Here is an 11,998-nt window from a genome sequence, read left to right as displayed (position 1 = left end):
TATGAAACACGAAATTGTTGTGATCGGCGGCGGACCTGCCGGGCTGGCAGCCGCCATTGCCGCCCGGGAAAGCGGCGTGGAGGACATTTTGATCCTGGAACGCGAGCCGGAGCTGGGGGGCATTTTGAACCAGTGCATTCATAACGGCTTTGGGCTGCACACTTTCCGGGAGGAGCTGTCAGGACCGGAATATGCCGCCCGCTATATCGAAAAAGCGCGGGAAATGCATATTCCTGCGCTGCTGGGAACCACCGTCGTTTCTCTGGAACGGCAGGGGGACGGTATTCTTGTCACCTCCGTCAGCCGTCAGGACGGTTTGCTGCAAATCGAAGCCAGGGCGGCGGTGCTCGCCATGGGCTGCCGGGAGCGCCCCAGAGGGGCGCTGAACACGCCGGGCAGCCGTCCTGCCGGCATTTTTTCCGCCGGAACGGCGCAGCGGCTGGTGAACCGGGAGGGCTATCTTCCCGGCAAAGAAGTGGTCATTTTGGGCAGCGGTGACATTGGTCTCATTATGGCGCGGCGCATGACGCTGGAGGGCGCAAAGGTAAAGTGCGTGGCGGAGATACAGCCCTATTCCGGCGGGTTGAAACGGAATATCGTACAATGCCTGGACGATTACGGCATTCCCCTGAAGCTCAGCCACACGGTAGTGGACATTCAGGGCAAGGAGCGGGTCACAGGGGTGACCATCGCCCAGGTGGACGAGCGTTTGAAGCCCATTCCCGGCACGGAGGAAAACATTCCCTGCGATACGCTGCTGCTTTCGGTGGGGCTGATCCCCGAAAACGAGCTTTCCCGGGAAATCGGCGTGGAGCTCTCCCCGGTGACCAGCGGACCGAAGGTGAATGAAAGCCTGGAAACCAGTATTCCCGGGGTGTTTGCCTGCGGCAATGTGCTGCATGTCCACGATCTGGTGGACTACGTCTCCGAGGAGGCGGAGCAGGCGGGCAAAAGCTGCGCCGCCTATGTGCTGGGAAAAAGGAAAGCGGCAGGGAGGGAAATCCCGCTGGCACCCCAGGGCGCTGTGCGGTACACCGTGCCCTGCTCCGTGGACAGGGAACGCATGGAACAGCAGCTGGTGGTGCGGTTCCGGGTGGGACAGAACCTGAAAAACGCCACTGTGCGGGTTTTAGCGGACGGCAAGGAGCTGCTGCGCCGGAAGCGTCCTGTGATGGCGCCGGGCGAGATGGAGCAGGTCCTGCTCAAGCGGGAACAACTGACCGGGAAAGAACAGGAGATTGTCATTTGGGCGGGCTGCGACCCTGAGGCATAAACGGTGTCCGGCAAAAAGCTTCAGAAAAGGAGTATCACTATGGAAACTCGAGAGCTGACCTGCATCGGCTGCCCCCTGGGCTGCGCCTTGCGGGTAGAGCTGAACGACGCGGGCGAGGTGGTTTCTGTTTCGGGAAACACCTGCAAGCGCGGTGAGGAATACGGCAGGCGGGAGGTTACCGCCCCGGTGCGAATGGTCACGTCCACAGTGCGGGTCACAGGCGGGAAGGCGGCGGTGGTCCCTGTGCGCACGGCGACGGATATCCCAAAGGGGAAAATATTTGACTGTATGGACGAAATTCGGAACGCGGTGGTCGCCGCCCCGGTGGAAATAGGCGATGTGGTGATCGAAAACGTTGCCGGAACAGGCGTCAGCATTGTGGCGTCAAAGGCAGTCGAGCGGGAGGACGGAGAATGAATCAAAGCATTACCACCGTGCTGTTCGATCTGGACGGGACGCTGCTGCCCATGGACGAGAAGGTGTTTGTCAAGGCATATTTTGGGGAGCTGGCGAAAAAAGGCGCGGAGCACGGGCTTACCGACAGCGAAAAGCTGACGGCAGCCGTGTGGAAGGGCACTGCCGCCATGGTGAAAAACGACGGCAGTGAGAAAAACATTTCCCGGTTCTGGGAGGTGTTTGCCCGGGAGCTGGGAGAGGACGCGCTGCGGCTCCGCCCGGTATTTGACCGGTTTTACGGGGAAGAGTTTGACCGGGTGAAAAATCATGTGGGGAAAAACCCTCTGGCAAAGCAGGCGGTAGACGGTCTGAAGCGGCGGGGCTATGACGTGATCCTGGCGACAAACCCCCTGTTTCCCGCTGTGGCGGTGCGCACCCGGCTTTCCTGGCTGGGGCTTGTGCCGGAGGATTTTCTGGAAGTGACCAGTTACGAGGGATATTCCTTCTGCAAGCCGAACCCCGCCTATTTCCGGGAAATTTTGGAGAACGTAAAGAAACGCCCGGAGGAATGCCTGATGGTGGGAAACGACGCCAAGGAGGACACAGCCGCAGGAGAGCTGGGCATTTCGGTTTTTCTGGTGACCGATTGTCTCATCAACGAAGAGGGGCGGGACTTTTCCCATATCCCTCACGGAAGCTTTGCTGAGTTCATGGATTTTGCCGGACTTCGGTAAAGTGATGGAGCAAGCTGATACAAGGAGGAAAATACCCATGATACACACAACAGAACAAGATATCTGGGAAACGAGAAAGTTCCTGCTGGACTGCGCGGAGAATTATCCCAAGGCGCAGATCGCCGATTACGTGAAGCACCTGTACCAGTCCGAATTTGGCGGCGGGCACATGATAGACGATGAAGCCGCGTCCCTGGAGCTGCTGAAGAAGGAAATCGCCGTACTTACGGACACACAGAAGAAAAAGCCCTACCTTTTTCCGCTGTGCGGAAGCTTCTGCAGAATGAATCTTTCCGCCAGCCGGGAGCTTTCCCCGGAAATGATGAACCGCATTTTCGTGGAGTCGGCTAAAGGCGTGCCGAAAGCGGCGCGGTTCGCTTTTGAGGAAAAGCTGCGGCTGTTCCTGGAGCTTTGCAGGGAGCAGAACAGCTTATTCCCCTTTGCCCCCGGGGAGGTGGAGGCTTATCTGAAGGAGTACAGAAAACAGGGCTGCGGCGCCGTGCGCCACAGTGAATCCTACCGAAAAGCCTACCAGCCCGCCTATCGGGTGATCCGCCGGGAATACGGTCATTTTCTACCCCTGTATGCCGCTATGGAAAGCTGCTTGAAGGAAAAGGGCAGCGTGAATGTGGCAATAGACGGAAACAGCGGGTCGGGAAAAAGCACCCTGGCAAAGCTGCTCAGCGAGTTGTTTGACTGCAATGTGTTCCATGCGGACGATTTTTTCCTGCCGCTGGAAAAACGCACGCCGGAGCGGCTGGGTGAGATCGGCGGCAACATGGACAGGGAGCGTTTCCGGGAGGAGATATGCGAGCCTGTCCGGGCGGGAAAGCCTTTTTCCTTCCGTCCCTTCGATTGCTCCACCATGCAGCTGAGCGGCGCGGTAGAGGTGCAGCCGAAAAAAATCAATATTTTTGAAGGCTCCTACAGTATGCACCCGGAGCTTCAGGAATATTATGATATCAAGGTGTTCCTGTCTGTTTCTTCCACGGAACAGAGCGCGCGCATTTTAGAACGCAACGGAGGACTCATGCTCCGCCGGTTCCTGGAAGAATGGATCCCCATGGAAAACGCCTACTTTGAGACCATGAAGATCCGGGAAAGCTGCGATTTCGTTTTTTAGTCTTGAAAAAACCCAAAATAATTGGGCATTCTAACAAGAAAGAAAATTGATTCAGAAAGGAAGAGAAAGATGGAAATTTTAACGCTGACGAAGGACAATTTTGAGCAGGAGGTGCTGAACTCGACAGAGCCGGTGCTGGTGGACTTCTGGGCAAGCTGGTGCGGACCCTGCCGTATGTTCTCCCCCATTGTAGACGAATTTGCCGAGGAGAACGAGGGCAAGGTCAAGGTAGGGAAGGTCAATGTAGACGACGAGCAGGAGCTTGCCGCCCGCTATCAGGTCATGAGCATTCCCACGGCGATCCTGTTCCGCGGCGGCAAAGTGGAAGCCACGCTGGTAGGTCTTCAGCCCAAGGAGCGGCTGGAAGAGCTGTTGAAGTAAGCGCGAAAGGAAGCGGCAATGGAGCAGGAAATTTTTGACACGGTGGTGCTGGGCGGCGGACCCGCCGGATATACGGCGGCACTGTACGCGGCGCGGGCGGGCTTCTCCGTGCTGCTGCTGGAAAAGCTTTCCCCCGGCGGGCAGCTGGCGACCACCGACGTGATTGAAAACTACCCCGGCTTCTCCGAGGGGATCGGCGGCTTCGAGCTCGCCATGAAGATGAAAGAGGGCGCGGAAAAATTCGGCGCGAAGACAAAGCTTGCCGAAGTGGTTTCCGTGGAGCTGGGAGAAGAAGTCAAGAAGCTCACCACGAAGAAGGAGACCCTTTTTGCCAGGACCGTGGTGCTTGCCACCGGGGCGCGCCCCAGAGAGCTGGGGCTGCCCGGCGAGCGGGAGCTGCGGGGCAGGGGCGTTTCCTACTGCGCCACCTGCGACGGAATGTTCTATCGGGGCAAAACCGTGGCGGTGGTAGGGGGCGGCAACACCGCGGCGGCGGACGCCCTGTACCTTTCCCGGCTGTGCGAGAAGGTGTTCCTCATTCACCGGCGGGACAGCCTGCGGGCTTCCAAATCCTATCTTGCGCCGCTGGAGCGGGCGGGGAATGTGGAGTTTGTCTGGAACAGCCGGGTGACGGAGCTGAAGCAGGAAACTGCCCTGACCGGGTTGATCCTGCAAAATACAGCTTCCGGGGAACAGCGGGAGATTTCCTGCGACGGAGTGTTTGTGGCAATCGGCTATCTGCCGGAAACCGACCTGTTTGCAGGGCAGCTTAACTTGGACGAAAGCGGCTATGTGGAAGCGGACGAGACCACCCGTACAAACCTTCCCGGCGTGTTCGCCGTGGGAGACCTGCGCAGAAAGCCCCTGCGGCAGGTAGTGACAGCCGCCGCCGACGGCGCTGTAGCGGCGTATTTTATGGAAGAATATCTGAACCGATAATCAAAAAATTCCCGGCGGAAAATTTCTGCCGGGAATTTTTTTGTTTTCTGTAAGATTTTGGGTGGAAAGGAAGTCTAATATAGTGAAGGGAGTTGATAACCGTGAAGAAAAAGAAGCCGGAACTTGCCCTGATAAAAAAGGCAATGCGGGGCAACCCGGGCGCGTTCGGGGAATTGGTCCAGCAGGAGCAGGAGTCCCTGTACCGTATGGCGTTTCTTTACACCCGAAACCAGGAGGACGCTCTGGACGCTTTGCAGGAAGGGATACTGAAAGCCTATACCCACATAAAGACATTGCGGGAGCCGGAGCGTTTCAAAACGTGGCTGATGCGGATCGTCATCAATTCGGCGCAGGACCTTCTGAAAAAGCGGAGACCGACTGAAGAGTGGGAGGAGCTGGACGAGCTTTCCGCCCCCGAGGGGCTGCCGCCGGAGGAACGCATGGACCTGTACGACGCCCTGCACCAGCTCCCGGAACCCATGCAGCAGCTCCTGAAGCTTCGGTACTTCGACGGACTGAGCAACCGGGAGATCGCAAGGCAGCTGGAGGTGTCGGAGAGCACGGTGGCCGTCCGGCTGAGCCGGGCGAGAGAACGGCTGAAACTTGAAATGAAGGAGGAAAAGGTATGTTAGAGAACAGGGAAGCGATCCAGATCGCCATTCCGTCCTGCTTGGGAGACAGGGTAAATGAAAGCCTGCGTCAGGTGGAGAGGCTCCATCGGAAAAGGGTGCGGGTCCGTCTGGGGACAACTTTGGGCAGCTTTGTCGCCGTTGTGGCAGCATTTCTGACCTTTGGGTTCATGAACCCCGCCCTGGCAAGCCAGATCCCGGTGCTGGGGAGAATTTTCCAGGTGGTCAACGCCCCTGGAAAGGTGGGCGGCTCTGCCAACCTGGGAACCTATGGGCTGGCGGAGGAAATCGGTCTGCGGCTGGAAAGCACGGAGCCCGGCACGAACATGACCGTACAGCAAGCCTACGGCGACGGCAATACCGTGCAGCTCAGCCTGGTGCTGGAGCTCCCGGAGGAACTGAGCGGCAGGTACCAGTGGGTGGAATCCCAGCATGAGGGAAGCGCCTGCGAAGCCAGGATCAATGGAGAAGCGGTTGAAAAAAGTGGGAAAATGAACGGCTTCCAATCGGCGGAAGATGGTCTGTGGGTCGCCACCATGGTCCTGCCAGTGCCGGAAGACCAGAAGGAAGCGGAACAGTATGAGGTTTCCCTCCTTCTGCGGGATCTGGCAGGGGTTCTTCCCGGGTACGACGCGGACAGCCTGACCGGCTATGAAAAGGAAGCAATTCCGGGAGAATTCCGGGGAACCTTCTCCTTTGCCCCCGACAGGACACACCTGGTGACCTTTGAGTCCGGCGCGGAGAACAATGGAGCGAAAATTTTGAGCGTGAGCACGGCTCCTGCCCAGACGGAGATCCGTATCGAAAAGCCCTATTGGGGACCCCGGCACCCCGCGGTGCCGGACGATGGAGATTTGGGATACCCCTATCTCTTTACCGAAGACGGCGAGGAAATCCAGATGGATCACGGCAAAACCTATGACGGGGGATACCGTTCCAACGCGCAGACGGCGCAGGAAGCCAGCCTGTTCTTTGACAGCGTCCCGGCGGGGACAAAAAAGCTGGTGCTCTGGTTCTGCAATGAGAACCAGTGGGAGCAGGTGACGGAGACCCAGGCAAAATTTGTCATTGACCTGGAAAGCCGGACTGTCACTCCCGAGGAACCGTAACAGCTTCCCTGCCCATTTCCAACACCCTGACATTTCACGGAGAATGATCCGTTAAGCTCCGACCCCGAATGCTTCGCAGGAAGGGACAACGCCCCGGCTTTTCAATTTCTGAGAAGAAAAGCCGGGGCATTTTTTGCGCTGAGCTTTCATATCCATGGAAAAAGGCGCTTAAGAGAGGGGGAATGGTATGGCGTTTTCGGACCGGGAGCTTTTGGCCCGCATTCTGGAATGCGAAGCGGGCGGAGAGGGGGACACCGGCATGAAAGCGGTGGCGTGCGTGGTGATGAACCGGGTGCAGGTGGATTACGGCGAATACGGCAATTTGTATACGGTGAACGAGGTCATCTACCAGCCCCGGCAGTTTACCTGCGTGATGGAAATGGTGGGCGGGCAGTACAATATGCAGAATGTATACAATATGCGCCCCACCGAGGTGCAGTATGACATTGCGGACTGGGCGATGGCAGGGAACCGCCTGACAAACCTGGGCTTTGCCCTGTGGTACTACAACCCGTTCAAGCCCACCTGCCGGGATAATTTTCCCTCTGCTGTGGGGGAGCTTGTTATACGCATCGGCGACCACTGCTTTTACAACCCGACTGCCGCGTACGCGGACACATAGCGCGCGGGTCTGAACCGTACCGCACACAAGGAATGGAGGGAGCTTTATCATGGACAGAAACAATCGGCAAAACAATATGCCCGGAATGCGGAGGCTGAAAAACCGGACGGATTTCCAGGAGATGGAGGACGGCGCAAGCCAGCTCGATAATTTTTACCACCCGCCCCAGCAGAGCTTCGACAGTGAGGAAATGCGGGGCTCCATGCAGATGATCCTGGCGCAGAACATCGGGCAGTTTGTGGTGGTGGAATTTCTCATCGGCACCCAGGAGATCATTCGCAAACAGGGAATGCTTTACTTTGTGGGGCGCAGCTTTGTCACCCTGTACGATGAAGCGGCAAACAACTTCATTGTGTGCGACATTTTCTCTGTGAAATTTGTGTATTTCTATATGCCGGGCGACCGTCCCAGATATAACTACAACCAGCTTCCCGCTATCAGCGGCGAGCCCGGTATGAATCCGCGCAGGACCCGGTAAATACCCTCTGCCCGACCCGGCTGGGAAAGTCCCGGTCAGGTCGGGTCTTTTTTGGAAAAAAGTGGAAGCAAGACAGTGGGTTGCCCGCTTGATTTTTCTGTCTGCCTGTGCTAGAATATTTTTCAAGATGTTCCTTACTTGGAAAAAAGCACCACAAGATACAGTGCTTTTTTGAAAAAGAAAAGAACGCAAGAGGGGAAAGCTATGGAAGAAAGAATCAAGCTTTGGCTGGATTGGGAAATGAAGGACTTTGCGGAGGTGCTTCAGCAATTTACCCGGAAAACCATGAAAAAAGTGCCACTGTGGATGGCGCTCAGCGTGATCGCCATGGTGGTGCTGGGCTTTGCCGTGGGGTATGACGCGGCGTACGTGTTCCGGGTGCATTTCCTGATCGGATTGGGCATTGCGCTGGTCATTTTCCTTGCCTACTGGGTCCAGATGAAGGTGACCTCCATGAAAAAGGTGCGCCCTTCCTATGAGAAAGCCATTGAAAAGCTGTCGCCTGAGGAAAAGGAAGGGTTTATCCGGCAGATGGAAATGAAGCTGTACGAAAAAGTGGACTTTTCCAATACCACCACGGACAGGTACCCCTGCCGGCTGATCGTGGGACCCGATTATTGGCTGTTTTTCCGAACGCTGAACTGCCGCATCATCAAGGTGGCGGATATCGAGCGGGTCAGCAAGGAGGGGGAAAATACCAGGGTACACTACAATATCGGAAATACCAGAGTCAACCAGCGGCTGACGGTGGCGATCTCTCTGGTGGTAGACTATAAGGCGGAAAGCGGCAGGGAGCAGGACAGGCTGCTGCTGGAAAACAGCAAGCAGTACGAGCAGGCGATCGAGCTGATCCGCCGCCGCTGCCCCAAAAGCCAGGACTTTATCGCCTGAAAAATTTGAAACGCATTGAGGGAGAACACATGAAAAAATTGACAGGAACACGTGTATCGGCGCTCCTGCTGGCACTGCTGCTGACGGCGGCGTCATTGGCGGGCTGTTCTGAGCTGAAAGAAAAGCTGGGCGCCTCCAAACAGGAAGAAGAGACCCTGTACCCCATTTCTGTTGCCGGCAGGGAAATCCGCGTCGGCGAGACGAAAATGCAGACCCTGCTGGACGCGGGCTACGACGTGACCATCACAAATCCTGACGACCCCAACGATTACGAGCAGTACGAGGTAGACCCGGAGACCATGCTGGAGGAAAACGCCTACTACAGCGGCGGCACAATGTCGCTGTCTGACTCTACCTTTGCCCATGTCTCCTTTGTGACGGACGAGCAGCCGGTGAAGCTGGCGGAAGCCACCATTGCCCGGCTGGAGTTTCACCTGGATCTGGAGGAGACCGACCTGTTGGGCAATATTTCCATCAACGGCGTGCCCGTTACGGAGATCACCCGGGAAAAGGCGGAGGAGATGTTCCCCGATTTTACCGGCGACGAGACCATGTGGCTGAAGTACGGTCTCACCTACCGCTATGACCTGAATTTCGACTCGCAGACCGGCAGGCTGCGGCAGTTTGCCGTAGAGAGAAAGTACGACGTGGATTATACCGCGGAGTAAGTGCGGGAGACGTTTTTTGCGGATCATGGAAAACAAGTGAACGCGTTCGGGTCCCCCTCGTTTCCTGAATGCGCGGAAAGATCACTGGAAGATAGAAAAAGGGCTTCGCAGCTCATGCCTGCGAAGTCCTTTTTTGTCCCGCTGGTTCCCCCTGCAGCCGCCCTGAACCCTGACAGGGGTTAGAGGGGCAGATCGGCGGGGTCGTCTGTCAAAAGCTCTTCTTCCTCCCCGGCGGGGGAAGCGGCAGCTTCCGCAGTAAAATTCAGCTGGACAAGACGGATCAGCGCGATGAGAATGGAGGCCGCGCCCAGCTTGACACTGAGCAGGTCCGGGCATTCCCCTGCTTGCGCGCTTTGCTGTGCCAGGGCTTCCGCCTGCTTTTGGAACCCAAATAATGCGCAGAGGATAATCAGGGAAGCGGCGTTCTGCACCGCAAGGGGCGGCAGCTCCCCGCAGCAGAGCTCGGGGTATTCCGCCTGCAATAATTGGCAGCGCTGGATATCCAGGGAACGGTACTGGAGGGCAAGCCCCAAAAGCAGGGTGCGCAGCATGCTTTGGCTGTTTTCCAGCAGCCGCAGCCCCTCCGCCAGCTCGGCATTGTTTTCCTGTAATAGGTTGTCCCCCTGCTTCAAAGCCACAAAAATCCCCCCTTGCCCAGAAGCACTATTTCATAGTATGTACGAGGCAGGGGAGTAGTGAAAAAAGCGGGCGATTTTTGAAAACCGCCCGCTTTTTCGTCCGTAATTCTATTTTTCAAGCCGAAAGGCAGCCTTTATTGTCCCACAGATACTTAATGCCGGACAACAGGGTGACCACCGCTACCAGCCAGCAGAGGATCTGAGTGATCAGGGAGATTGCCATGGCGTCGCTGCCGGAAAAGAAGAAGCAGGCAAAGTAGTAGAACAGCACCGTCAGCATTTGCAGCACGGTTTTTACCTTGCCCCACAGATTGGCGGCAATGACTTTTTGATTGGCGGCGGCAAGCATTCTGACCCCCGCCACGGCAAATTCCCGGAACAGCACTACAGCCAGCACGATAGGGGAGCACACACCGTCCACCACCATGTAAATTAAGGCGGCGGTGGTGAGCATTTTGTCCGCCAGCGGGTCGGCAAATTTGCCGAAGTCCGTCACCAGATGGTCTTTCCGCGCCAGATAGCCGTCCAGAAAGTCCGTAATGCTGGCAAGAGCGAACACAATAGCGGCAAGCAAACTCATCACCGGGTTAAAATCGCTTTGCCCATAGTGGGTCAGGGCGGCGAACACCATAAAGACCGGCACGAGGAATACGCGCAGCAGCGTCAGCTTGTTGGGCAGGTTCATTTTCACAGGCTCACACCCTTTCTCCAAACAGGTCACAGTCTACACAATCGTCTATCCTTACCTGCACGAAAGTACCCAGCACAGGCTTTTGTTCGGCGGCGAAAAACACCTTGCCGTCAATGTCCGGCGCATCCATGCAGGAGCGCCCGAACCAGCACTCGGCGTAGCGGTCGAAGCCCTCGGTGAGCACGGTCAGGGTCTTGCCCAGGTACTCCTGCCCTTTCTGCTCCATGATGCGGGTCTGGGTATCCATGATGAGCTCCGCCCGGTGCTCCTTGATCTCCTCGTCCAGCTGGTCCGGCAGCTCGGCGGCGGGAGTGCCCTCCTCCTGGGAATAGGCGAAGCAGCCCAGCCGATCAAATTTTATTTCCTTGACGAACTCCGCCAGCTCGGTGAAATCCTCCTCCGTTTCTCCGGGGAACCCGGTGATGAGGGTGGTGCGGAGGATCACGCCGGGAATTTTCTCCCGGATCTTCTGCAGCAGGGCGGTCAGGCTTTCCCTGTCTCCCCGGCGGTTCATGGCGCGAAGCACCTTTCCCGACGCGTGCTGCAGGGGCAGGTCGATATATTTGACGATTTTTTCCTCCTCCGCCATCACGTCCAGAAGCTCGTCGGTGATGGAATCGGGGTAGCAGTACAGCACGCGGAGCCACTGTATGCCGTCAATTTTGCACAGCCGCTTTAAGAGCTTTGCCAGGGAAAATTCCCCGTACAGGTCAATGCCATAGCGGGTGGTGTCCTGGGCGATGAGCACCAGCTCCTTTGCGCCGTTTGCCGTGAGCGCCCGGGCTTCCTCCTCAATGCTTTCCATGGTGCGGCTGCGGTAGCCGCCGCGGATCATGGGAATGGCGCAGTAGGTGCAGCGGTTGTCGCAGCCCTCGGCGATTTTCAGATACGCCGACCAGCTTGGAGTGGAAAGCTCCCGCGCGCCGCACAGGGGCATTTTGCTTTTGTCCGGGAAGCTTTCCACAAACCCGCCTGCCATCATCTGCTTCAGGGAAGCAGCAATGCTGCCGTTGGCGCCAATGCCCAGCACGGCGTCCACTTCGGGCAGCTCCTTATGTATCTCCTGCTGATAGCGTTCGGCAAGGCAGCCTGTCACCACCAGCTTTTTGATACGCCCCTCTTTTTTCAGGGCGGCAAGCTCCAAAATTTCTTCAATGGATTCCTTTTTCGCGCTTTCGATAAAGCCGCAGGTGTTGACGATGGCGATATCCGCCAGGGCGGCGTCGTCCACAAGCTCAAATCCGCCCTGCTTCAGCGCCGCCATCAGCATTTCACCGTCCACCTGATTTTTCGCGCAGCCAAGGCTCACCATTCCCACTTTGATCGCCATATGCTTTAAGCTCCTTTCTTCTTCCTTCCTTTTTGAAAAAAGGAAGCGAAAAACTTTTATTCCGTCCAAACTTATCGCAAAGAGACAAGTGATAGT

Annotated in this window: 15 protein-coding genes; 12 read left to right on the top strand and 3 right to left on the bottom strand. The window is 56.9% G+C overall.

Translation table 11 applies throughout. The features are described from left to right. The first annotated feature begins 1 nt into the window (after position 1). The 12 genes from AB8996_RS08160 to AB8996_RS08105 all read left to right on the top strand — a co-directional run bounded on the left by AB8996_RS08160 (position 2) and on the right by AB8996_RS08105 (position 9,243). The gene (locus tag AB8996_RS08160) at positions 2-1,273 is read left to right on the top strand and encodes an NAD(P)/FAD-dependent oxidoreductase (RefSeq protein ID WP_369298481.1); all 1,272 of its coding nucleotides are present in this window, start codon (positions 2-4) and stop codon (positions 1,271-1,273) included. A gap of 39 nt (positions 1,274-1,312) precedes the next feature. Then, positions 1,313-1,690 (top strand): DUF1667 domain-containing protein, encoded by a 378-nt coding sequence (locus AB8996_RS08155; protein WP_369298480.1) that lies wholly within the window; start codon positions 1,313-1,315, stop codon positions 1,688-1,690. Further along, positions 1,687-2,403 carry an HAD family hydrolase gene (locus AB8996_RS08150; RefSeq protein ID WP_369298479.1) on the top strand — a complete coding sequence of 239 codons (717 nt, stop codon included), beginning with the start codon at positions 1,687-1,689 and terminating at the stop codon, positions 2,401-2,403. Before AB8996_RS08155 ends, AB8996_RS08150 begins: the two co-directional genes overlap by 4 nt. 37 nt (positions 2,404-2,440) lie before the next feature. Continuing rightward, positions 2,441-3,526, top strand: coding sequence for a uridine kinase (locus AB8996_RS08145; protein WP_369298478.1), 1,086 nt, complete (start codon positions 2,441-2,443; stop codon positions 3,524-3,526). 69 nt (positions 3,527-3,595) lie between these two features. Continuing rightward, positions 3,596-3,907: a thioredoxin gene (gene trxA / locus AB8996_RS08140; protein ID WP_369298477.1), complete on the top strand. Its 312-nt coding sequence runs from the start codon at positions 3,596-3,598 to the stop codon at positions 3,905-3,907. An 18-nt stretch (positions 3,908-3,925) separates the two neighbouring features. Continuing rightward, the gene (trxB, locus tag AB8996_RS08135; protein WP_369298476.1) at positions 3,926-4,846 is read left to right on the top strand and encodes a thioredoxin-disulfide reductase; all 921 of its coding nucleotides are present in this window, start codon (positions 3,926-3,928) and stop codon (positions 4,844-4,846) included. A 101-nt stretch (positions 4,847-4,947) separates the two neighbouring features. After that, on the top strand, positions 4,948-5,478 hold the full coding sequence (locus AB8996_RS08130) for a sigma-70 family RNA polymerase sigma factor (protein WP_369298475.1): 531 nt from the start codon (positions 4,948-4,950) through the stop codon (positions 5,476-5,478). Further along, positions 5,472-6,584: a DUF4179 domain-containing protein gene (locus tag AB8996_RS08125; RefSeq protein ID WP_369298474.1), complete on the top strand. Its 1,113-nt coding sequence runs from the start codon at positions 5,472-5,474 to the stop codon at positions 6,582-6,584. The genes AB8996_RS08130 and AB8996_RS08125 overlap by 7 nt, the downstream gene beginning before the upstream one ends. A 187-nt stretch (positions 6,585-6,771) precedes the next feature. Next, positions 6,772-7,206 (top strand): cell wall hydrolase, encoded by a 435-nt coding sequence (locus AB8996_RS08120; RefSeq protein WP_369298473.1) that lies wholly within the window; start codon positions 6,772-6,774, stop codon positions 7,204-7,206. 49 nt (positions 7,207-7,255) lie between these two features. After that, positions 7,256-7,684 (top strand): hypothetical protein, encoded by a 429-nt coding sequence (locus AB8996_RS08115; RefSeq protein WP_369298472.1) that lies wholly within the window; start codon positions 7,256-7,258, stop codon positions 7,682-7,684. A gap of 204 nt (positions 7,685-7,888) precedes the next feature. Beyond that, positions 7,889-8,575 carry a hypothetical protein gene (locus tag AB8996_RS08110; RefSeq protein WP_369298471.1) on the top strand — a complete coding sequence of 229 codons (687 nt, stop codon included), beginning with the start codon at positions 7,889-7,891 and terminating at the stop codon, positions 8,573-8,575. A gap of 29 nt (positions 8,576-8,604) precedes the next feature. Then, positions 8,605-9,243, top strand: a complete 639-nt coding sequence (locus AB8996_RS08105; RefSeq protein ID WP_369298470.1) for a hypothetical protein — start codon at positions 8,605-8,607, stop codon at positions 9,241-9,243. A 179-nt stretch (positions 9,244-9,422) separates the two neighbouring features. On the opposite strand, the gene AB8996_RS08100 is transcribed toward AB8996_RS08105, so the two are convergent. The 3 genes from AB8996_RS08100 to rimO all read right to left on the bottom strand — a co-directional run bounded on the left by AB8996_RS08100 (position 9,423) and on the right by rimO (position 11,902). After that, positions 9,423-9,881: a hypothetical protein gene (locus AB8996_RS08100; protein ID WP_369298469.1), complete on the bottom strand. Its 459-nt coding sequence runs from the start codon at positions 9,879-9,881 to the stop codon at positions 9,423-9,425. A 115-nt stretch (positions 9,882-9,996) separates the two neighbouring features. After that, positions 9,997-10,566: a CDP-diacylglycerol--glycerol-3-phosphate 3-phosphatidyltransferase gene (gene pgsA, locus AB8996_RS08095; RefSeq protein ID WP_369298524.1), complete on the bottom strand. Its 570-nt coding sequence runs from the start codon at positions 10,564-10,566 to the stop codon at positions 9,997-9,999. Positions 10,567-10,576: 10 nt separating this feature from the next. Continuing rightward, entirely contained in the window at positions 10,577-11,902 is a 1,326-nt protein-coding gene (gene rimO, locus AB8996_RS08090) for a 30S ribosomal protein S12 methylthiotransferase RimO (protein WP_369298468.1), read from the bottom strand. Positions 11,903-11,998 lie beyond the last annotated feature (96 nt).

It is taken from the genome of uncultured Neglectibacter sp., from assembly GCA_937958185.1.
In the GTDB taxonomy this organism is placed as follows: Bacteria; Bacillota; Clostridia; order Oscillospirales; family Acutalibacteraceae; genus Acutalibacter.
Note: the sequence above shows the minus strand (reverse complement) of the source record. Positions and strands in the feature narration are given on the sequence as shown.